The 23,029-nt window shown below is 41.8% G+C and carries 13 protein-coding genes; 3 read left to right on the top strand and 10 right to left on the bottom strand.

From position 1 onward, the window contains the following. Nucleotides 1-493: 493 nt before the first annotated feature. From E4F24_RS01300 to E4F24_RS01260, 9 genes are all read right to left on the bottom strand, one after another. Nucleotides 494-739 (bottom strand): hypothetical protein, encoded by a 246-nt coding sequence (locus E4F24_RS01300; protein WP_140936802.1) that lies wholly within the window; start codon nt 737-739, stop codon nt 494-496. A 333-nt stretch (nt 740-1,072) separates the two neighbouring features. Beyond that, a complete protein-coding gene (locus tag E4F24_RS14090; protein ID WP_140936801.1) occupies nt 1,073-1,240 on the bottom strand; it encodes an IS3 family transposase in 168 nt (55 codons plus the stop codon). A gap of 66 nt (nt 1,241-1,306) precedes the next feature. Continuing rightward, nucleotides 1,307-3,697, bottom strand: coding sequence for a polysaccharide lyase family 8 super-sandwich domain-containing protein (locus tag E4F24_RS01290; protein WP_216629109.1), 2,391 nt, complete (start codon nt 3,695-3,697; stop codon nt 1,307-1,309). Between the two features lie 68 nt (nt 3,698-3,765). Then, a complete protein-coding gene (locus tag E4F24_RS01285) occupies nt 3,766-5,226 on the bottom strand; it encodes a BACON domain-containing protein (RefSeq protein ID WP_140936799.1) in 1,461 nt (486 codons plus the stop codon). Nucleotides 5,227-5,294: 68 nt separating this feature from the next. Continuing rightward, nucleotides 5,295-6,941 carry a RagB/SusD family nutrient uptake outer membrane protein gene (locus E4F24_RS01280; RefSeq protein ID WP_140936798.1) on the bottom strand — a complete coding sequence of 549 codons (1,647 nt, stop codon included), beginning with the start codon at nt 6,939-6,941 and terminating at the stop codon, nt 5,295-5,297. 12 nt (nt 6,942-6,953) lie between these two features. Beyond that, nucleotides 6,954-9,734: a SusC/RagA family TonB-linked outer membrane protein gene (locus E4F24_RS01275; RefSeq protein WP_140936797.1), complete on the bottom strand. Its 2,781-nt coding sequence runs from the start codon at nt 9,732-9,734 to the stop codon at nt 6,954-6,956. A 38-nt stretch (nt 9,735-9,772) separates the two neighbouring features. After that, nucleotides 9,773-11,551, bottom strand: a complete 1,779-nt coding sequence (locus E4F24_RS01270; protein ID WP_216629108.1) for a RagB/SusD family nutrient uptake outer membrane protein — start codon at nt 11,549-11,551, stop codon at nt 9,773-9,775. Between the two features lie 17 nt (nt 11,552-11,568). Then, nucleotides 11,569-14,751 (bottom strand): SusC/RagA family TonB-linked outer membrane protein, encoded by a 3,183-nt coding sequence (locus E4F24_RS01265; protein ID WP_140936795.1) that lies wholly within the window; start codon nt 14,749-14,751, stop codon nt 11,569-11,571. A gap of 62 nt (nt 14,752-14,813) precedes the next feature. After that, entirely contained in the window at nt 14,814-16,019 is a 1,206-nt protein-coding gene (locus tag E4F24_RS01260; protein ID WP_235891127.1) for a glycoside hydrolase family 88 protein, read from the bottom strand. Between the two features lie 412 nt (nt 16,020-16,431). Between E4F24_RS01260 and E4F24_RS01255 the strand changes: the two genes are divergently transcribed. Further along, nucleotides 16,432-20,466 carry a hybrid sensor histidine kinase/response regulator transcription factor gene (locus E4F24_RS01255; RefSeq protein WP_140936794.1) on the top strand — a complete coding sequence of 1,345 codons (4,035 nt, stop codon included), beginning with the start codon at nt 16,432-16,434 and terminating at the stop codon, nt 20,464-20,466. Between the two features lie 57 nt (nt 20,467-20,523). Then, entirely contained in the window at nt 20,524-21,279 is a 756-nt protein-coding gene (locus E4F24_RS01250) for a DUF6263 family protein (protein ID WP_140936793.1), read from the top strand. A gap of 70 nt (nt 21,280-21,349) precedes the next feature. On the opposite strand, the gene gcvH is transcribed toward E4F24_RS01250, so the two are convergent. Next, nucleotides 21,350-21,730, bottom strand: coding sequence for a glycine cleavage system protein GcvH (gcvH, locus tag E4F24_RS01245; protein WP_140936792.1), 381 nt, complete (start codon nt 21,728-21,730; stop codon nt 21,350-21,352). Between the two features lie 77 nt (nt 21,731-21,807). Here gcvH and E4F24_RS01240 point away from each other — a divergent pair, with 77 nt between their 5' ends. After that, on the top strand, nt 21,808-23,004 hold the full coding sequence (locus E4F24_RS01240) for an anhydro-N-acetylmuramic acid kinase (RefSeq protein ID WP_140936791.1): 1,197 nt from the start codon (nt 21,808-21,810) through the stop codon (nt 23,002-23,004). Nucleotides 23,005-23,029 lie beyond the last annotated feature (25 nt).

Below are 23,029 nucleotides of genomic sequence, written 5' to 3'. Positions count from 1 at the left end.
GCATGTATTAGGCCTGCCGCTAGCGTTCATCCTGAGCCAGGATCAAACTCTCCATTGTAAAATGAAGTGTAAGATCAAGACTATTTATAATAAATAGAATTGTCTTGTTTTTATATCTATCCCGAACCGGCTTGGCTGATTCTTGTTATTGCTAACTTTTTACTCTTAACTTTCGCTAAAAATATTCAGCTACTCGTTACGTTACATGATCATTTTCTTAAAGAACTTTCTTCGCATCCGCATCGCGCTTCTGCTTTTATCTCAAAGCCTGACGGCTCTTCTTATCTATTTTTTTTAACCCCTTCGTTTCCGTTGGGATTGCAAAGGTAGGAATCTTTTTTAAACTTCCAAAATAAAAATTACTTTTTTTTATTTCTCCCGTTTTCAGGTATCGCATTCATCTATTCCGAATACCAACCTTCCACCCTGTTTTCATGCCCTTCCGGACCGTTCCTCCCTTGCGGAGTGGTGCAAAGATAGAAACTTTTTAATATTACTTCCAAGCTTTCACACAAAGTTTTTTACAGGAAACATGTAACACGCTGGCAATTTGAATGATAAATTTGCCTTTCATCTCCTCACGGATAGCCTGCACAATGAAAACCCCCGATGCACGATCACATAGGGGGTTTTCATTGTGCAGCATCTGCCACCGAGTGCACCTGTGGTACATGAGGGTATATTTCCAAAAACGACATACAGTCTGCGACAGACTGTATGTCGTTTTCTGTAAACTCATGGCAGATTACCAAGATCTCATGGTAGTTTTCGGCAAACTGCCAATAGTTTGTGATAAACTTACAGCAGTTTTTAAAAAACGTAGGGCATTTATTCATCAGTTGCCGGTACTTTGTGATAAACTCATGGTAGCCTGCCGGACACTAAGTGTAGTTTTTCATAAATTAACCGGTATTTGCAATGACCTCATGGCAGTCTATAGAAAACTCCCTGTACTTGTACGCAAACGACAGGTAGTTCGGGGCAGACTACATGTCGTCTGAAACAAACTGCCTGTCGTTTCTTACGCTAACTCCTACGTTTGCCCTTGGAGGCAAGCAGTATTTTGTTCAGATCACGCGGGAAATAGTAATCGATCTTGCCGAGCCACATACGACCTGGATACCAGCTTGTTCTTTTTCTTCAGTTTCTGGGTAATGCGTGGACTTCCATATATCTGATGGCTGTTCTCATATTCCTGTTTTATCAGAGCAGACAGTTCCGCTGTCCTTTTCTCCCTCATACTTTGTCAATATTGCCTCTATGATGGAGACACAGAAGCTACCTAAAAATGTTCTCCCTTCTGATTTCATATTTTTATCACGGCTGGTTTTCCACAATTCTCACCTTGAGGCATCTCGCAAGAATATGTCTTACCGTTCCATACGATCGTAATCTTTTTAAGATTCTTGTCCATGAGGGCATCTGTCACAGAAAGTTTCACCAGCGAACCGACCTGTTCTATCAATACCGCGCATGGAGCCGATACCGAAAGCTTCTCTCCCTTTACTTTCAGAACTGCCTTTGCGTCATAAAAGACTGCCTCTATCACCTTTTTATCTAATGACCTCACCGCTTGCACCAGTGTATCATTACGAAGTACCTCAAAAGGGTATTTTTGGTCTGGCATTCCATTTCCACAATATACGACATAGCCGTAAGTATCATCGATCGGTTTCGGCCCATGATCTATCCATACACGGAAGATTTTGACCTTTTCCGGAAGATCTTGATTCCGTATATTTGAGGGGTTCATCTTTATCCAATCCGTGGCTTTTTCTTCAGTCACGTACTGCATCTGTTTCTTATATTGCGGAAGGACCGAATATGCAAACTTGCCCTTCTGCATCACCCAATCTACCCTCCTGCCTTTGTATAGATACACGCTATCACACTGCTCTGTTTGGTCGATCGTCGTGCGAATATTACCTGTAACGTCGGGCGTAAGATTCGTGACTCCTGCACCAAGAGCCACCATATAGTCTCCCATCATAAAATAAGACTTATAAGCTTTTACACCATATAATACTTCATCTCTACCACGACTACTCCCCTTATCATTTACATTCTGCTTTTCAGAGGCATCCATCTTTTCAAAAATATAACCCGCTACCGCATTGTCACTACCGCCGGTAGCTGCCCCTGCAAAATTATGCTTACTCGTATAGCCCCTCCAATTAGTCACCGGGTTCAGCCTATCCATCCCTTCCCTGGCCGTTACTCCGGGAAATGCAGTGACATCATAAGCGCCAAATGCCTTCCGGTATTCGTCACCCGATTTCTGAAACATAGTTGCTCCATCGGTAGTATAATAATTATAGGCATCCGCAAATGTATGTGCACTTTCCAATCCATCAACACGCACAGAAGCCATATTTACAATGATGTGGTAACGGTCATTCTTCTTGATCAAATCATCATTATTGTAAAACCAACGGGTACCATTGTACACCTCAGAATGCCCCATCCAGATCTCATTTTTCTGCGTTTCGGCATACAGTTGTTTGATCTCTTCAAACTCCGCTGAATCGAATGAGCTCTGCCAGTTGCTTAGCAATTGCCTGAGCATACCTTGATAGCTAATCGCCTCAGGATATGGCTTGTACTCCATAGAAGAACGATCTAAACACGGCAAATTGAATCCCTTATAATAATAGTAGTTACTCCCTCTGAAATAATTCATCAATACATCAACATTCTGTCTGCTCAATTTTTGCTCCCACGGAGATCCTTGCAGCAGACTCAGTATATTCAAGGCATTTAACGTACCATCGATAGGGTATCCCCAAATCAGGCATTGCATGCCATGCCCCCACCCCGCACCGTCTGCCGTAAATCCTTCATTCCAAAAAGACTCGTCATAAGTGTGTTGAGAAGTAGCACTGATCCCCTTTTGACTAACCTCAGCAAGGACATCCACCATTGGAATGGATCGGTACATAAATGCTACGGGGAGTAGTGGTCGATAACCCAATGCATTGCCACCTACCCACCATACATGGTTACGAAACCGAGCCGACTGAACGACATTCTTATCTGTCTCATCATTACGAAATGGTTGTGTCCAAGCCTGTAAGCCTATAATCTTCAACATATCGCAGGCGGCTTGAAGCTCTTTATCTTCTATCATCCCTTTTTCTACCGCATCCATTTGTGCAAGATGGCAAAAGTAGATATTGACTGCCGCTGTAGGCATCGCAAAGCAGGAGGAGTGAAATCGAGACGTATTATTAGGTCTTCGGATTTCCAACTCGCCATAATGCACAATAGCCCGGAGGCATCTACGCCACACTTCACTGTCTTGTACTATGTTCAAATCCCCGGAGCGAAAAGCTTCCGAGATATTCCACAGTCGATTATATGCTTCCATAATCGATCCTTCATTTACAGCCTGATTTCCGGTTTTAACCTGCACCGCTTCATCATCACTCAGATCCAGAAAAGAGCCATTTTCACCCAATGTTTTTGTATTTACCTGAAAATGCTTCCTGTAATCGTCTACGCATCGATATGGGTTTTTCGAAAAATATGCCCTGTAAGTTTCAATTCCGTTCTCTTTCACTAACGAATGTACAGCACGCGCTTCTTTATAGTATCTTTCATAAGTTTCCTTCGCGAGCCGGGCTTCGTGTTCTTGCGCACAAACCGGTGTATGGACCATCATAGCCATCACACATACCGACATTAGAAATACCCTCATATTTTCCCTCTTGTTGAGTTTAATCATATATTAATCCCCTGCTGAGTCTATAAAGTTCCACAATTTTATTAATTTAATATAACCGGATATAGCGTCCCCCCGCGAGGTAGTGCTTTTTTCGAAGGTGTAAAATTGAGATACAAGTCCTTCGGTTTTACCTCCCAAGGTCCTTCGTAAACCGTAAGTGGATCTGACCAAGGGGTCTTTTCTGCATGATTATTTTCTTGAATATGATTTCTATAAATATAATTAACTCCGCCAATTTGATGCTGGGATGACCATGGTCCCATGATCGAACAATAAACCCCTGCCATATCCTTTGGCAGACAAATCCGATTGTTTTCTACCAGATTATCGCCTCCGTCATTATTGTGAAAAGACACTTCTTGATAAAAATCATTGTCATACAATACATTCATTCTGGAACTGGGATCCTGCATTGAAACATGCCTTATCTGCGTAACATTACACCCTGTCACTAAGTTGATTTCGCCTCCAATATGAAAATAACCATTGTAACTCCCTCCTTTATTAAAACAACCCGATATGCGGACATCCCGTATCGTATTGTGCTTTCCTCCAACTAGTAAAGGGTGGCGTGCACTATTAATAATTTCCACATTGTCTACATAATTGTTAGCAGCATTAGGTCCTCCAATACTAATGGAAATAACTTCATTACCGGGTAATTCCATCTCATTAACGCTTCCTATCCATGGATATTTAGGATAATTATTTCCATCCTCATTGAGCCAGCTTCCTTTTATTGTCAAATTCCGCAATCCGGAACGGATAGAATTATAAAAATCAAAAACAACACCTTTCGTCATGGATTCGTCCAGATTTATAACCACTCCTGCACGGCTTTCTCCAATGATCGTAATATTATTATACATCCGTATCCCTCCTGTAAAATTATAACTTCCATTCTTTAAAAGAATGACCCCACCTCCTTTATTTTTCAAGTCGATAACTGCAGTGGCTAATTCGGCAGAAGTTGTATTACTATCAAAAATCTGCTTGACTTCTGCTAGTTTGTTGGCCAGAAAGGGAATACCTCCTTCTACGCCCGCCCGTATCCAAGTATCCATTTGTGGCCAATTTTCATCAACTTTATTAACATCAAATGTAACATCAGGGTCTCCCACTCTTTTTTGGGTTGCCTGTTTTTTTGCTTTCTCTTGCGTCACCTCGATGGACAATCGATCAACACCATTTTCGATATACGCATTTATAAACCGTGCATCCCCGAAATTGTATGTTGTACCCACCACAACTGAGGCATTGCCTTTACCCTCCGAAGGGGTAAAGGTTACCCAACGGGAATCTGAAGAAATCCACCATGATCCTGACGATTTAACTTCTATCGTTTTCTTTTCGCCTATACCGGCAAAGGAAGCTAAACCGGTAACTGAAAAACTCCTCTCTTCCTTGTCATTGATTATTTCTATATCATCTTCTGGTTTCTCTATTGAACATGAAACTATACCTATAAAAAGACACAATATAAATGAATGTATTTTTCTCATAATGTTATTGTCTAAAATTTAGTTTATATTACTTAAATGGAAATTTTCTTGAGCCCTCCCCTACAAAACTACCACTCTGGATTTTGTCCTAAATTCGGATTTTTATACGTTTCTTGCATAGGAATAGGGTACAGATACATCTTCTCTTTCCAGATACGTTCTTGTATCTTAACTCGTGTATATATATCTGCTCCACCTATTCTTTGTACCTTTACTCCGTAGATATCTTTTACAACCTCTCCGATCATCCAACGGCGAATGTCCCAAAACCGATGGTCTTCAAACGCTAGTTCCACTCTGCGCTCGTTGCGTAAACGTTTCATAAAATCAGTACCGCTATCTACTATATTTGGCATCTTAGCCGCTTGACGCACAAGATTTAGCGCTTGACGTGCCGACAACTGTAAATCAGCGTCCACATAATCCGCTCCTTGCCATTCGGTCATCGCTTCGGCATAATTCAGCAGGATTTCAGCATAACGAAAAATAATAAAATGATGCGGCTTCCGTACTGGCTGTGTGGGCGACAGGGATACTGATTCATTGATATATTTCTTGAGGTAATACCCGGTTCGTGTGGCTCCGACTATGGGGTAAGCATTCTTCCCTCCTTCAAAGGTTTCAATTTTAATATTCATCAGTGTAGATCCGTTGTAAACGATATTCCTGTAAAAACGCGGATCGCGGTTGGCATAGGGATTGGTCGTATGTGCATCGTTTGCCCAATCAAAAGCAGTCCCATCAGCCATTTCAAAGGCATCTACAAGATTTTGAGTCGGCGTATTTCCACTGTTGGCGGCCTCAAATCCAATCGGCAGGTTGTTGCTCTCAAACGTGTTACTATCTCCATTACGACGTTCGAAAATCAACTGCGAAGATTTTAGCACTTCATTCCCTCCGTTAGCGTGATACAACGGATCCTGATCAATGATTGGCAGCGAATAGTTGTTACTCTTGATGATATCGTATGCCGCAACCGCCGCTTTTTTCCATAGATCCTTATTATTCCCTGGATTATGTAATTTGCTTGCTGCATAAAGCAAGGCCCTAGACTTTACGGCCATGGCCATACCCCTGGTTACGCGGCCGGTCTCATTATAAAATTCTTTATGAGAAACAGGCAATTCGGGAATAACGGCATCACACTCCGACACAATAAATTCAATGATACTGCTGAAAGAACTTTTCTCTACTGAATTGATCTCTCCATCGGTATATGTACGAGTCAGCAGAGGTATCCCCCCATATCGTTTGGCCAGCTCAAGATAATAAAACGCACGTAAAGCTCGTACCTCGTGTACAAGCATTTCTGCTTGCTTTACATTTTCTTTATAATTGTCTTCCCACTTAAAGCGTTCGAGATCCTTCAAGGAAAAATTTTCCAAGAAAGAGTTGGCTGAACGGATCCCTGTATAAAGGTTAAAGCTATCATCGATCGGGTTATTCGGGTTCCAAACATCGTTATAGATATCATAAACTTTGCTATTTTCCCAGGTATATATGGCATTGTCCGTCGCAGCATCTCGCGTGGCATTGCCAATAACACCAAAATCTTGTGGCAAAAAAGTATAAACATAGGTTGCCAATCTTTTGATATTGTCAAAATAACCATACGCTTCTTCTTTTTGCATATTGGTATCTTCTTCCAAATCTAGAAAACTGCAGCTCGCAAAGGACGTTGCCGCACAGATCAATATTAAATATTTCTTAAACATGTTACTCAATTTTTAGAAATTAACATTTACACCCATATATACGGATGATATATCTGGATAATTGACGGTTAAGTCTTCGCTATTAAGGTAATCTACATGATCCCGTGAGAATAAATTATTCCCCCTGACAAATACCTGCAGCTTTTGGAAACCCAATTTGCTGGTTATTGGCTTCGGCAGATTATAATAAATATTGACATTCCGCAATTTTAGATAAGCTCCATTTACCAGCCACTGGGTGCTGTTTTGAAAATTGTTAGCGTTATCCTGTGTTGTCAATCTAGGGACATTCGCAATGTCTTTGGTCTCCTCCGTCCAGCGTATTTTGTCTTCTAGATACCACGTCGAAATATTGGTATTGTTACGAAGTGGCCAATATACATTGGCTGCATTCAGCATCTTGCTATAATTACCGACTCCCTGAAACAACAGATCTATCCCAAATCCCTTGCACTCAACTCCGGCATTAATACCATAGTAAATCTCTGGTATAGAAGAAGAATACCCTATAGCTATGCGATCATTAACATCAATTAACTGATCCCCATTTTGATCCTTATATTTGATGTCTCCCGGACGTACAGCCGAAAACACTTGTTTGGCACTATTTGCTATATCCTGTTCATCATCGAAGTAGCCAATCGCTTCCAATCCAAATGTCTGCCCAATGGGATAACCTTTTGCTGAAAGATAAGGATATGGCTGATATCCTTCTCCATTTTCCAACACTTGGCTTTTAACAAACGAAAAAGTCCCTCCCACATAATAGTTGAAAGCATTTTTCTGATCTTTCCATATCAACCCCGCGTCCAAACCCCGGCTTTTTACCTTCCCAGCAAACATATTGGATGCAGAAACACCTAACATCGAAGAAACCAAGTCCGATCCATTAATCAGAATATTCTTTCTATTGTCGTAGTATGCATCTATTGCTAATGAAAGTTTACCGAACATCTGCATATCAAGACCGACATTATATTTGTCAGACATTTCACACATCACATTGGTCACAGGCAGGCGTCCTTCGGTGATACCACCTGTACTCACGTTGCCATCTTGAAAATAATAGGATCCGCTACCTTGCCAATATTGTCTATCCAAATAATACTCAAAGTCGTCGTAACCGGAACGACCCCAAGATGCCCTTAGTTTTAAGAGCCCTATCTGAGTGTGTGGCGCCATGAATTGTTCTTTGGAAATTACCCATGCCGCCGATACTGCCGGATAGGTAATAAAACGATCTTCTTTGGGTAGCACACTCGTACCATAACGATTTACCAATACATCTATTAAGTAACGATCCGCGTAGCTGTACCCTCCGGTCGCGGTAACAAACTGTCTATACTTACTGGTCGCTCGTCCCGTAGAGACATACGACCATTGGTTGTACAATGCAGCAAAAGCTAATACATGTTTACCAACTGCATAATCATAACTTAATTTGGCTTCGATGTTGGACCTTAGGTATTGACTCGCCAAGCCCCCGTTACTTACCTTCAGCGCACTATCATCTCCAAATCTTTGAGTATGCTCTTCATAGTGTCCGAAATCCGAATTCATCACCAAGGTATTCACTTCATAGCGATAACTTTTACTCCCATTTTCTTTATAGGTAGCATTATTATCGTACGCAACCGCTGCTTCCGCACGCAGTCCGGGTGTAATAAATTTTAAATCCTGCTTCAAACGCAAATCAGCCTGTAACATACGCTGATCGGTCCTGTAGTAACCGATATCTGCTATCTGGGCGATCGGATTGAGCTTACGCACATTATCTCCTCCCCATATCCCCCTGGATGTCCGTACCGGAAAAGCAGCAGATGGTGTTGCATATAGACTTGAAAAAAGAGTTGCTTCCGTAGCATCTGGACGATTTCGCTGACGAATCATGCCTAAGAGTGAAACCTGTACCGTAGTAGTAGGTGTCACATCAGCATCCAGATTCATCCGCAGATTCAAATCGTACTTCTTCATCTGTGCATCGTATCGATTAGAATACTGTGTATAATTGGGGTTCAATATCCCCATATCATTTTTGTACCCCAACATTGTAAAATACCGAAGACGATCTCCCCCTCCCCGGAATGTCAAGTCCAGTTGACTATTTTTAGAGAAATCTCTCAACCCTTCATCCATCCAATTTGTATTGGGATAGATGTTGGGATTACTTCCTGTCTTGAATGCCTCCAACGCTTGCTCTCCATAAAGCGGTTGCAACCCATCAAGCCGCAATGCCTCATTCTGTGCATTTGCATAGCTATACCCATCAGCAAACCGAGGTTGGTTAACAGGCACGCCCAGTCCATATTTATATTCTGCTCCAATCCGCATCTTTTGTCGTTTTCCTCTCTTCGTAGTGACTTCAATTACGCCATTAGCCCCTCGTCCTCCCCATTTAGCTGTGGCGGCACCATCTTTTAACACCGATATGGTCTCTATTTCCTGAAGGTTCAAAAATTCCATGGGACGTGCAAAACCATCCACTACGATCAAAGGTGCTATGCCGTTCAAGGACCCTCTACCTCTAACAATCAGCGTAGCATTGTCGTCCCATCCCGTATTTTGCATCACACTAAGGCCTGGCAAAAGTCCATAGAGTGTATTGTACACATTAGGTGTCGCATTCTTATCCAACGCTTCGGACGTGATCGTGGTTGTCGCTTTAGTCTTCCGAAATTCTTCCGTTGAGATTGCACCTGATAACAGCGTATCCTGCCGTACTGCCGTACTCTGGGCCACTGTCGAAACAGAATAGAAGACCAAGAGAATGGCTATATATAAATTCTTATTCATGATTATTCAAGTTCTTTAAGATTATTTTTTCTTCTTTCCTACCAGCCCGGATTTTGAACAAGTCCATACTTCTTGTTGATCTCTGCTTGCGGCAATGGCACCAGATAATATTTATCCTCCCAACGTTCTATCCAGGTTCGACTACGCGACAACGGCTTAAATTCATACGTAAATTCACCGCTGACTGTTTTAGTCGTTTCCAAACGGTGATAATTCACATTCAGAAGATCGTACCGTTTCCATCGGTTGATATCAAAAAAGCGAACTTCTTCAAATCCAAATTCTATAGCACGCTCGTGTAAAATAGCCTCTCTAAGATGCTCTTGACCTACAACAATGCTTTGATCCAAAGACGGCATTCCTGCTCTGTTTCTAACCAAATTCACATAATCATAAGCATCACGTCCAAATTCATCTTTCACAGCAGCCTTTCCTAATTCATTCATTGCTTCTGCGATACTCAAATAAAGCTCGGGCATACGCAATAATGGACACTGATAGGGCTTACCGTTGCGTTCACTAGCCAAATCGCGCTGAAACTTGCGCATCCCGTATCCGTTGTAAGCATTTTTTTGAAAATTTGGCGCAATGGAGTTCCACCCCTCACGACCTCCGGTATAGCCTTCTAACGGACGTCCTTGAAATTTGTCGCCGTTGACCATCAATGTCTCGTACATCCGTATATCACGGGTAGGTTTTCCATCTTGATCAAAGAATGGATTAGCCTTATGAATGGGATTATTCCAGTCAAATGGAGCTCCATCTCGCCACTCAAACATATCTGCATAATTTCCTGTGGGATTGCTGATACCAAACTTAATCTGCTGAATAGCTTTTTCGCTAGTACACAAGGCCCAGCGATGTGACGAAATCAATGTCTCACCTGTATGTCTGTTAAAATAACCGGAAACAAAATCTTCCCTTGGATTGCCCGTATTGACTAAATGATAAAAATTTCCATTTTTGTTATTCTCTCTTAAAAAATTTAACCCGGCATCTAATGCGGCCTGCCAACGCGACACCTGATAATCTCCGTACCATGTATAGTGGGCAGAAGAAGCTTCGCCCGACAAAAATGGCTGTGCACTATTAAAAAGGGGGCTAGCAACAAATAAAAGAACCCGCGCATTAAGTCCCAAAGCTGCTGCTGCTGTCATCCTACCTGCATCGGCAGCACTCGTGTTCCAGGGCAATACCTGAGCTGCTTCACCTGTCAGCTGAAGAATCTTATCTACAGTTTCTGCCACACTCATGCGTTCAAACAGGAAATCATCATCGGGTTTATACGCGTGGCCTATCCATGGCATTCCTCCGTAATATCTCAACATCTGGGCATAGTGATAAGCGATAATCATTTTTGCTTCCGCTTTACGGATATTTTTCTCTTCAATGGTCATATCAATCACCCGATCTATATTTTCAATGAAGATCCATGCTTTACGGATGCCATATATAGGTCCTGTATACGCAGATTCGTCTCCTCCGGGAGTAAGACGAATAGGAAGTCCGGTACCCGACGAGGACGTTACCTGTCCGGTATAGTAACCTCCGCTGCTGCCATCCTTTACATTATCCCCAAGATCGGTCAATGTCTCAAGGGTAGACCATCCAAGCCTGCCGTCCTGTGGAAGATAATCCGGCAATGAATGATAAGCCTCTGCCAAAGCCTGCTCTGCATATTTTCTATTTGAAAAAACCGTATCTATTGTATTGTCCGTACCTAGCGGCTTATCCAGAAAGGAATTACCAAACTTCAGATCATCGCATCCAACGAAGAATATTGCCGTTGCAGTAAATGCTATAATAATGCTATTCATTTTCATAATTCTGTTCTTTAAAAGGTTATATTAACACCAAGATTATAGATTTTTGACAGTGGGTAGGTGTCAAATTGAGTGGGTAAGGACTCCGGATCAATAATCTTAAACTTATCGAAAGTCAACAGATTGTATCCACTTAGCCTCAGTCCCAATGAAGAGATCCCGAGACGTTGCAATGCCGGTCTGTTCGCAAAGTTATATCCCACCGTAACTGTTTTTAGCCTCAGGTAATTACCGTCACGCAACCACATCGTAGATTGCTTTGAATTGTGTTCTTCACTATTCTTTGACAATCGAGGGGTAGTCGCAATATCTGCACGATCTTCCGTCCAACGGCTTTCCTTATGAAATTCCATCAACCCTCCCCAAAAAGGTCTGCGAAATTGATCGTTCAGCACCAATGATCGTTCAGTCACCGCAGTCCAGTTCATCGTCAAAAACCATCCCTTATACTCCGCACCATAATTGAATCCAAACGTATACGCTGGTATTGTCGGATAACCTATCGACTGCTGATCGTCCGTATCAATGATGCCATCATTATTCAAGTCACGATACTTCACATCGCCGGGAGCAACCTTCACTTTCGGATCTGCCAACCCTTCCTTTAACCTGCCGGTACCCAAGTCTTCAAAATCATCTTTCGTATAAAACCCCTCGTCTATGTATCCGAAAACAGTACCGACAGATGTTCCTGTACGCCATAAATATGGTTCATTGGGCTCCACTTCATCCTGAAAAATGATCCTGTTCTTAGAATACGACATATTGGCATCTACCCAATAACGAAAATCATTTATCTGATCATTCCATTTCAACTCAATTTCGTACCCCTGGTTTTTAACTCTCCCCATATTGACCACCGGTAGTATCCCCGAGGTAAGACTAATAAGCGCCGGAATTGTGCTGCGGTTGATTAAAATATCTTTCCGGTCTTCGTAGAAAACATCGACTGTTGTCTTTAGTCGGCTCTTTAAGAAATGTATTTCGAGACCATAATTTTGTTTTAATGCTGTTTCCCAGGTGACGTTGCGATTTCCGATTCGACTCTCAAAAGCTCCGTTCCACAGAACCCGTGCATCTGAGCCAAAATTATAACCATGCATCGGCGCCTTCCAACCAGTACTCAATCCTCCCTGATCTATATTGTAGGAGTCTGATAGGTATAAGAATCGATTGCCCGATATATTGTCATTACCAACCAATCCGACCGATGCACGCATCTTCAGGAAGTCCACTACATTTTGGTTTTTCATGAAGCCCTCTTCCGTTAAGATATAGCCGACAGATCCTGCAGGAAATGCACCATATCGTTTGTCTGGAGCAAAATTTTCGGAACCGTTATATCCAAAATTAAACTCAGCCATATACCGGGATTTGTAGTCGTAAGTCATACGCCCTACCAACCCAACATAAGCTGAAGGTACATCTATATACTGGCTTGGATAATATTTCTTGCTCTGATTGTAAAGCAACAATCCGCCAATATTGTGTCCGCCAAATGAGCGATTATACCGGAGACTTGCCTCCAGATACCAATCACGTCCTCGTCCGGTAGATTCATCAAATCCCAAAGGCCCGTCTGTATTCGCTATTTTATAGGCAATATCCTTATTATAACCAGTTTCATCTCCTATTGGATGGTCTATCTCCGTATGCACCCCTTCCAGAAAAGACTGATAATAAGGATAATATGTCTCTACATAAGTGCGTCTTCTATCCTTTGCATACGAATAGTTTGTATTGTAAGCGCCCTTCACCTCGGCTGATAGTCCTTTCGTCATGAAATCTAACTTTTGGGTTAGGGCCAAATCCATATTCATTGTATTGGAGGTTATATCTGAATATCCCTTTCCATAAATACTGTTTAGCGCTATATTGTCCATCAATACCGGAGAGAATTTATTACGATCTTGTAATACCAGCCTCCCATCTATGATCCCCGGAGTGGCCATAGGCTGGGTCAAATTCATCATTTTGAATATTCCGGAACCTCCGCCCGCAGGGCCGGGTTCATGACGCTGACCGACAATTCCACCTAATCCCAACTTCAGAACTGTGGCTTTGGAAAGGTCCATATCCATATTAGCCCTGTAATTATAGCGCGCATAATTGTAATTATTGTTGTAATCAAGCTCTTTGAACTGTTTCATCAATCCATTCTGGTGCAGAAAACCTGTCGATATAAAGTACTTTACATTGTCTGTTCCTCCTGAGATGTTAATATTGTGTTGCGTCTGTGCAGAGGCCTTTTGCATCATATAATCCCGCATATTCACATTTGGATAAAGGATTGGCTCGTCCCCCAAACGGAAACGCTCCAACTCATAGTCATCAAATGTAAGCTCTTGACCATCATGCCCTCTCATTTCGTTATACAGCCTCGCGAAGTTATAGCTGTCCGTCATTTCGAGCATACGGGTGGGTTGCGTCATGCCGACCGAAGAAGTTAAATCAATTTTGGCCTTGCCTTCTTTACCTCTTCTGGTCGTAACCATAATAACTCCATTAGCACCGCGTACCCCAAAAACAGCGGTCGCTGAGGCATCTTTTAAGACGGTCACACGCTCAATTTCATTGGGATCCATCTGAAAAAAAGAACGCTCTACACCATCCACCAATATGAGAGGGGCAGATGCCGCAGTCGTTAAAGATCCAATCCCCCGGATAAAAATAGAAGGATCTTCGGCACCAGGTTGGCCAGATGTAGCATTAGAAGATAGTCCTGTAATCTGACCGGCAAGCGAGTTGGCGACACTGGCATTTGGCGAGCGAAGTAGCGCCTCGGTCTTTACCGAAGAGATCGCTCCAGTCAACGTCTCTTTCTTCTGTACACCAAAGGCGACAACGGCCACTTCCTCCAATTCGGTAGCGGATTCTTGCAACGTTACATTCACATTTCTCTTGCCCTCAAGTGGCAGATCTATCGGCTCAAAGCCAATATACGAAATGACCAATATGTCTCTGTTGACATCCTCTACTGTAATTTTGAAATTTCCTGCCGGATCTGTTGTCGCTGAGTTCGATTTCTTTTTAAGCGAAACACTAGCTCCAACAATCGGCTTTCCCTGCCCATCAATTACCCTACCTGTTACGATAGCCGACTGCTGTCCGAAGGCAAAGATCGTGCAACATAGCATCAGTAGCAATAAGGATATTCGCTTCCTGTAAGTATACTGTTTTCTTTGTTTTTTCATAATGTAGAATTAGATTTAAGGTACCCCAAAGGGATATCAGGTTAGATATATAGATGGATGGCTTATTTTTCCAGATCCCGCTTTCTCACTAATGCTTCCAGATAATAATAGTCAGCGTAGTTCAACGGTACATCAATCTCCGATTGGTGAGGAATACTCCCTACGGAGTGCATAAGTATAAAATTGCCGTTGCTCCCCACTTGCGCACGATAAGCAGGAGAGGAGAGGCTTTTCATGATTTCATCAGCTGTTTCTTTATACTTACTCTCTTTCTCATGTGTACTCATTTCATACAATGCCGAAGCTATAATGGCAGCTGTCGAAGCATCACGAGGTTCGTTGGGGATGTTTAAGGCATCGAAATCCCAGTACGGTACCAGATCACCCGGCAGATTATTATGTGAAAAGATAAAATCATATATTTTTTTTGCCTGTTCCAAGTATAGTGGATTATGGGTGTAACGGTAACACATCGTATATCCGAAAAGTGCCCATGCCTGCCCTCTCGCCCATGCCGATTCATGGGCATACCCTTGCGCTGTCTGGTGACTTCTGACTTCACCTGTCTCAGGATCGTAATCTACGACATGAAAACTGCTCGCATCTGCCCTAAAATGGTTTGCTAAGGTCTTGTCCGCATGACTGACAGCGATATCATAAAAGGAAGAATCACCTGACAATTGGGTCGCTTCGAAGAGCAGCTCCAGATTCATCATATTATCGATAATAACCGGACATTTCCAACCACGCTTGGCTTGCCATCCACCATCAGTATTCCAAGACTGAATAATACCCGCAGCAGGTCTAAAGCGAGTGGAAAGCGACTTGGCAGCCTGCACAATAACATCTTTATATGCTTCCTTCTGTGCAAAGCGTAATCCATTAAGATAACTACTGCCCACCATAAAGCCTACATCATGATGCCAAGTCAAGTGTTGCACCTCTTCCAGCGCTTCTGTATATTTCTCGGCCAACAGTCTCCATTTTTCATCTCCGGTAAGCGCATACAGATACCATACACTTCCAGGATAGAATCCACTTCTCCAATCTTCATAAGTGACATACACCACATCCCCTTTGTTGTTAATATAGCCCGGATTCAACACCTTGCCACTAGCCTCTATTGTGTTAGTCTGCAACGTATACTGTGCTACTGCATTATTGATATTTTCAGGAATAAACCCTGTTGGCAACTGCGCATTGCTTTTACATCCCGCCATCAACAGCAAAGCACAGCCCATACCGACCAATACATTTTTCAAACTCATCATCATTATTTTATTTAGCGTTTATAAAACCAAAGTTAAGCGAGCATTGGAGAATAACGGGTGCCAAAAATACATATAAAGGCTCCTCAGAGGGAAAAATCGTACTGCCGAGAACAATGTACAAATGACACCCTTTTTTGGATAAATTTTACCCCTGCCGAAGTAACCCTTATGCCCTAATCATATAGAAAGGTTAGACGATACAGTTATCTTATCAAGATCTATTTACCACCTGGCTCTGCCAGACCTCAATGCTAGCTTTATTTCCAACCCTTACTCTTGATTTACTAATCTGAAAAAGTGCAATTTTCGGTATATACCGCCATTTATTCATTAATCTAAAAAATAAAATAGTAAATTTACTTCCACAATATTGATTACATCCCAATCTATAATAAACCAAGAATAAGCGATGAAGGACTTCCGATTCTGTTATGTAATGCTTTATCTGTTTTTTTTTAACTGCTCTACAGGAAAGGCACAAGGAATCATTTTCAACCATCTGACTGCTAATGAAGGTCTTTCCCATTATTCGGTCATGGCAATCTATCAGGATGAAAGGGGTCTGATGTGGTTCGGTACCAAAAATGGTATCAGCGTATATAACGGCAATAGCATCCGTATCTACAAACACGAAAAAGACAATCCCAATAGCCTAACCAATAATAGCATCGAGCAAATAGTAGGAGACCAGAACGGTACAATCTATATCAATACGATAAGCGGCGTATCGGCATACAACATCCGGGAAGATAAATTTACAACTATCCTGAACAGACCTGCTGTCAGCATGTTTTTCAAAACACACCTCTACATTGCTGAGGCGAATCAAATCTTCAGATACAACGGTCATAAATTTGAACCGTTCTACCAATTGCCGGATAAGCGCTGTAAGATCAGCGCGATACATATTGACAACGACTCTTTATATATCGGCACCAGTAACGCTGGGCTCTATGCTTTTGCCAACAACAAATTAGAACACATTATCCCAAAAGGTAATATTTCAGACATATTCAAAGACCATGCTGGACATTATTGGGTAACGAATAGCCGGGATGGAGTGGGTCTATATCTGATACAAAATGGTACCATACACAACTTCAAAAGTATAGAAGGAAATGAGGCTACAATCTCCTCCAACTTTACACAACGGGCCTGTGAAGATCAACAAGGAAACGTCTGGATTGGCACATTTAATGGCCTAACCAAGTATGATAGACGACAAGGGCAGTTTGTACGTCACCCTCGAAAAGGTCAACCCAATATGCCCACCCATTCTTCTATCTGGAGCCTCTACTGCGACAAGCAAAATACAATATGGGCGGGCACCTATTTTGGTGGTGTAAACTACTTCAATCCGGAGAAGCAGGTATACGACGAGTATAGGCAATCGTCCAAAGAGGGCTATGGATTGAGTTCAGGCATTATCAGTAGGATGATCGAAGATAAGAATAACAACCTGTGGATCTGTACCGAAGGCGGCGGTCTTAATACATACAACCGCAAGACCAATACATTTCAATGGTATAAATCTAATAAGGGACAAAATAGTATATCGCATAATAATGTAAAGTCCATTTACTATGATGCCAAGCAAGACATCATGTGGCTAGGTACACATATGGGTGGTCTCAATAAATTGGATATCCGGAGTGGACACTTTACACACTACAAACATGACACGCAGGACCCAATGTCCATCCCCTCTGATATCATAATGGATATCATCCCCTACAAGAATAGTCTTCTATTAGCGACCAAAAATGGGATCGCAGTATTTAACCCACAAAACGGAAAATGTAAATTACTATTACAAAATGAAGGCGACCTGCTGGCTACCAACGAGACCATAGGCCTACTCATTGACCATCAAGGAATACTTTGGATTACAAACGACAAGAACGGTGCCTGTGCCTACAATTTTGAGACACAAACCCTAAAAGTCTATAAATACAACCCTAGCATCAAAGATGGGTTTAACAGCAACAATATCAACTCCATATTTGAAGACAGTCAGCATAGATTATGGTTTTGCACCAATGACAATGGATTGATGCTGTATAACCAAGCCAACGAAAAATTTGAAAAATTTAACATGCAGCACAATGGACTTCCTAGCAGCATGATCTACAATATCATCGAAATAGATGCCAATAGATTACTGATGACCACGGACAAAGGATTGTCTTTTTTGGATCTACCCTCAAAAAAATGCAGCAACTACCTCAACCTCCCTTTGGCTTTACTGAAAGAAAACGCACTTTATCAGACTAAGGACCACGACATCTTTGTGGGCGGGATAGACGGGATGATCTCCTTTAATAAAAAAGATGTTCAGCAACGTTCTCGGCAATACGATATCTTCCCCAACCGACTTATTGTCAATGACAAGGAGGTATTTGTCGGAGATGAAAGTGGTATACTTTCCCAGAGCCTCTCCGCGATAGAACACATTACACTTGGTCCGGACCAAAGTGTATTTAGCATAGAATATGCTAATACTGATTACATCCCTTTTGGTGAGGATGATATCTTCTACCGTTTAGAGGGCTTCTCAGATTCTTGGGCAAGCTTAAACAAACAACATACCATTACCTATACCAATCTGAGTCCGAGTACGTATACACTAGTGGTTCAAGCCAGAGACAAAACCTCTCAACTGGTTACCGAAAACAGGATCAAGATAAAGGTTCTTCCTCCCTTCTACAGATCGACGACAGCCTATCTGCTTTATATAGTCTGCTTAGCCGCTCTGGCCTATTATCTCATCAAGACATATAAACAACGTATCAAACTGCAAGAATCACTCAAATACGAGAAAAAACATGTCGAGAACATCGAAAGCATGAATCTCGCCAAACTTCGATTTTTCACAAATATCTCCCATGAATTTCGTACGCCATTAACACTCATTATCGGACAGACCGAAATGTTACTGCAATTAAGATCATTTTCGCCTACCGTGTACAATCAGATACTGGGTGTTTACAAAAATTGCCTCCAATTGCGCGAACTCATTGATGAATTACTGGACTTTAGAAAGCAAGAACAGGGATACATGACGATCAAAGTTCAACAGCACAATATTGTAGACTTCGTACACATGTACTACTTATTGTTTCAAGAGCACGCCATACAACGCAATATTAATTTCAAATTCGAAAAGACCCACGATGATATCCAGATATGGTATGATACCAAACAGATGCAAAAAGTAATTAACAACATCATATCTAACGCCCTCAAATACACCCAAGAAGGTGGTCAAATCGTAATATCTGTCCGCAATCGGATAGAAGAGGTCCTTATCGAAGTAACGGATAATGGTATAGGGATATCCCCGGAGAATATCGAAAAAATATTCGACCGATTTTATCAAACCGAACAACTGGATTTTCTCCCGTCAGCCTCCGGTACAGGTATAGGCCTAGCCCTTACTAAAGGGATTGTAGAGTTGCATCATGGACGCATAGAAGTATTAAGCAGACCAAAAGAAGGTACCACTTTCTGTATATACCTGAAGGCTGGCACCGCCCATTTCAGACCTGATCAGATCAGCGACACCTCCGAAGAAACTATTGTAAAATTAGATATCGCAAGATTAGAATTAGAGCTGCAACAACCCTTGGTGAGGGATCAGGAAATACGCGACAATGACAATCTACTGAAACAAAGGAGATATAAACTCCTGATAGTGGAAGATAACCAGTCCTTAGGAGAGATGCTATTCAAGATCTTCGATCCTTTCTACAACGTTATTACCGCTTCTGATGGGGCCGAAGGGCTAGAAAAAGTAAAAGCGGAGCAGCCTGATATGGTACTGAGTGATGTAATTATGTCCAAAATGTCGGGCATAGAGCTGTGCCGTGCCATCAAAAACGACATCGAGCTGTGCCATATACCTGTCGTACTGCTTACTGCTGAGACTGCAGCGGAACATACCATCGAAGGGTTAAAGACCGGAGCCGACGACTATATATCTAAACCGTTCAATATCAACATCCTGCTATCTAGATGTAACAACCTGATCAATAACAGAATCATGCTTCAGGAGAGATTTGGCACGCATACCAAAGCCGACCCCAAAATGCTAGCTACTAACAATATAGATAAAATATTTATAGACAAAGTGATGGAGGTCATAGAGAAGCATTTGGACAATGTAGAGTTCAATGTCAATATGCTGGCTGGTGAAATGGGGATTGCCCGGACCAAATTATTCACAAAGATGAAAGCTATAACTGGCCAATCCCCCCTCGACTTTATTATGACCATCCGACTGAAACGTGGTGCCTATATGCTTAGACATCATCTGGAACTCAATATTTCAGAAATAGCAGACCGAATCGGATTCAACTCTCCAAAATATTTCACCAAATGCTTTAAAGAGATGTACCACATCGCTCCCCAAGCCTTTCGTAAAGGAGATGGTATCTCACTTTAATTGTAAATGCACTTAAAAAACGCTATATTCCCACATTAACACACTATAAATTTATTTATGAAAAAATTAACCTCCACACTACTACTAATCTGTTTTATCATTTCTGCCCACGCCCAAGAAAAAGTATTACTGCGTTTAGCTCCTCAAAAGGGGGAAACGAAAACGTATGAAATGATCATGAAGTCGGATATCGAAGATCCACAAAGTATAATTATGGATATAAACATGGGTTTCACAATGACAGCAACAGAAGTTACTTCTGAATCGATAACATACGAATCCAAATATGCTAAAATACGTACAGACATCAGTGCCGGAATGATGACGATGTCGTATGATTCTGAAAAAACAGCAGAAAACCAAATGGAGAAAATGATGGCCTCCCAATTCAAACCGCTATTGGAAAACACACTTTCGATCGTGATGGACAAAAAAGGAAAGGTCGTCAGTATGGATTTTCCAAATGTCCCTGAAGAAGCATTTGATAAGGGTAGTATCCAAGGAATGTCCGTTTCTTTCCCAGAACATGAAATTGCGATCGGAGAGTCTTGGAGTTCAGAAATTGAATTAGAACAGTTAGGCGCCAAGGGTACAACAACTAACACGTTAGCAGAGAAAACAGCGGATGGGTACCGTATTGCCGTTTCTGGAACATACACCGATGCGAATGGCAATTCTATTGGTACCGCAACGGGGTATTACGTCTTGGATTCAAAAACTTTTTTCACGAAGACTTCTAATGTCGCAATTGAAATGGATGTTCAAGGATCAAAAGTTAAATCTACTATGGAATTAAGAGAGGTAAAGCAATAAGACTATTCTTACATAACATAAGAGGCCTTTCAAAAAATTGAAAGGCCTCTTATGTTAAAATCCTTATTAATTAAGCATTTACTTCTGATTTGTAATCGTCTGCAGATAACAAACCTTCGATATCTGCCGGGTTTGTTAATTTCACACGGATAATCCATCCTTCTCCATAGGGATCAGAATTTACTAATTCAGGAGAAGCATCAATTGCATCATTGATTGCTACCACTGTAGCTGTAGTTGGCATGAATAAATCTGAAACAGTTTTCACGGCTTCGATTGTACCAAACACCTCATTTGCTGCCACTTCCTCTCCTACAGTATTGATATCGACAAATACGATATCGCCTAATTCACGTTGTGCAAAGTCTGTAATACCAATTACAGCCTCATCACCTTCTACACGAATCCACTCGTGATCCTTTGTGTACTTTAATTCTGCTGGAAAATTCATTTTTTTTGTTTTTTTCCAAACTTAGATAAAATTGCTTTTTTTAACAAATAATAGTTTCTGGTTTTTATATTTATGGAATGAATACACAAGTCCAAAAGCTCTACGACATCAGTAATAAACACGAACGCTTAATCATAGGTTTAATGTCGGGCACCTCCCTAGATGGATTGGATATTGCACTCTGCCGCATCCGGAATAGCGGAAGGAACACCCTCCTTGACCTTCTTCATTTTGCGACGTTGGAATATACCGCTGATTTTCGTAAAAAAATACGCGGTGTTTTTGCAAAAAGAGAAATCGACCAACAGTTACTATGCGGTTTAAATTCATTTATCGGTATTGAACACGCTGGTTTGGTCAACCAAGCTTTAAACGAATGGAATATGGAGGCTAGCCGGATAGATCTTATTGCAAGCCATGGTCAAACCGTATTTCATGCACCGCAGATATTAACTAAAGACCTGTCTCTTCCTAATAGTACGCTCCAAATCGGTGACGGGGACCACATCGCCGTTCATACTGGGATCATTACAATATCGGATTTCAGACAAAAGCATGTTGCTGCGGGAGGTGAAGGTGCTCCTTTAGCAGCTTATGGCGATTATTTATTATTTACAGACAACGTAGAAAACCGCATTCTACTAAATATTGGTGGAATATCGAACTTCACCTTTTTACCCCATACACACAGTGTGTTAAAGTCTTTCGCAACAGACATTGGTCCGGGCAACACAATGATGAACCAATATGTGGCGACACATTACGGGAGAGAAATGGATAAGGATGGGGAGATTGCGAAACAGGGCACCATCCATTATGAATTACTGTCGGCCTTACTGTCCGAAGAATTTTTACAGCAGGACTTCCCGAAAACAACGGGACCGGAGCTGTTCAACCTTGACTATTTAAGCCGGGTACAACAAGAAACAAATACAAGCTCGCTAAGCCATCCGGATATCTTAGCTACGCTCAATGTCTTTTCGGCAAAAGCTATTACAGCAGCTATTGTGAAAGTGACAGAAGGGCTTGAAAATGTAGCCGTATATATTAGCGGAGGTGGCATTCACAATCCACTGCTGATGGAAAATATCCGTCAGGATCTTTCTTTGATGAAAATCGGATCCATGCAACAAATAAACATGAATCCCGATGCGAAAGAAGCTTGTCTATTTGCCCTGCTCGCAAACGAAACGGTAGCCGGAAATCCAGAACATGTCGATAATATTAAAAATTCTCCGGCAATCTGTATGGGTAAGATTAGTTTTCCTTACTAACGCTTTCCTGCCGCATGCAGGTATT

Source organism: Sphingobacterium lumbrici, from assembly GCF_006476045.1.
GTDB classification, from domain to species: domain Bacteria; phylum Bacteroidota; class Bacteroidia; order Sphingobacteriales; family Sphingobacteriaceae; genus Sphingobacterium; species Sphingobacterium lumbrici.
Note: the sequence above shows the minus strand (reverse complement) of the source record. Positions and strands in the feature narration are given on the sequence as shown.

What these genes read in the sequence shown, in the direction of transcription:
- E4F24_RS01300 (WP_140936802.1), bottom strand. Translation starts at nt 739, where the DNA reads ATGAGTTTACAGAAAACGACATACAGTCTGTCGCAGACTGTATGTCGT.
- E4F24_RS14090 (WP_140936801.1), bottom strand. Translation starts at nt 1,240, where the DNA reads ATGAGGGAGAAAAGGACAGCGGAACTGTCTGCTCTGATAAAACAGGAA.
- E4F24_RS01290 (WP_216629109.1), bottom strand. Translation starts at nt 3,697, where the DNA reads ATGAGGGTATTTCTAATGTCGGTATGTGTGATGGCTATGATGGTCCAT.
- E4F24_RS01285 (WP_140936799.1), bottom strand. Translation starts at nt 5,226, where the DNA reads ATGAGAAAAATACATTCATTTATATTGTGTCTTTTTATAGGTATAGTT.
- E4F24_RS01280 (WP_140936798.1), bottom strand. Translation starts at nt 6,941, where the DNA reads ATGTTTAAGAAATATTTAATATTGATCTGTGCGGCAACGTCCTTTGCG.
- E4F24_RS01275 (WP_140936797.1), bottom strand. Translation starts at nt 9,734, where the DNA reads ATGAATAAGAATTTATATATAGCCATTCTCTTGGTCTTCTATTCTGTT.
- E4F24_RS01270 (WP_216629108.1), bottom strand. Translation starts at nt 11,551, where the DNA reads ATGAATAGCATTATTATAGCATTTACTGCAACGGCAATATTCTTCGTT.
- E4F24_RS01265 (WP_140936795.1), bottom strand. Translation starts at nt 14,751, where the DNA reads ATGAAAAAACAAAGAAAACAGTATACTTACAGGAAGCGAATATCCTTA.
- E4F24_RS01260 (WP_235891127.1), bottom strand. Translation starts at nt 16,019, where the DNA reads ATGAGTTTGAAAAATGTATTGGTCGGTATGGGCTGTGCTTTGCTGTTG.
- E4F24_RS01255 (WP_140936794.1), top strand. Translation starts at nt 16,432, where the DNA reads ATGAAGGACTTCCGATTCTGTTATGTAATGCTTTATCTGTTTTTTTTT.
- E4F24_RS01250 (WP_140936793.1), top strand. Translation starts at nt 20,524, where the DNA reads ATGAAAAAATTAACCTCCACACTACTACTAATCTGTTTTATCATTTCT.
- gcvH (WP_140936792.1), bottom strand. Translation starts at nt 21,730, where the DNA reads ATGAATTTTCCAGCAGAATTAAAGTACACAAAGGATCACGAGTGGATT.
- E4F24_RS01240 (WP_140936791.1), top strand. Translation starts at nt 21,808, where the DNA reads ATGAATACACAAGTCCAAAAGCTCTACGACATCAGTAATAAACACGAA.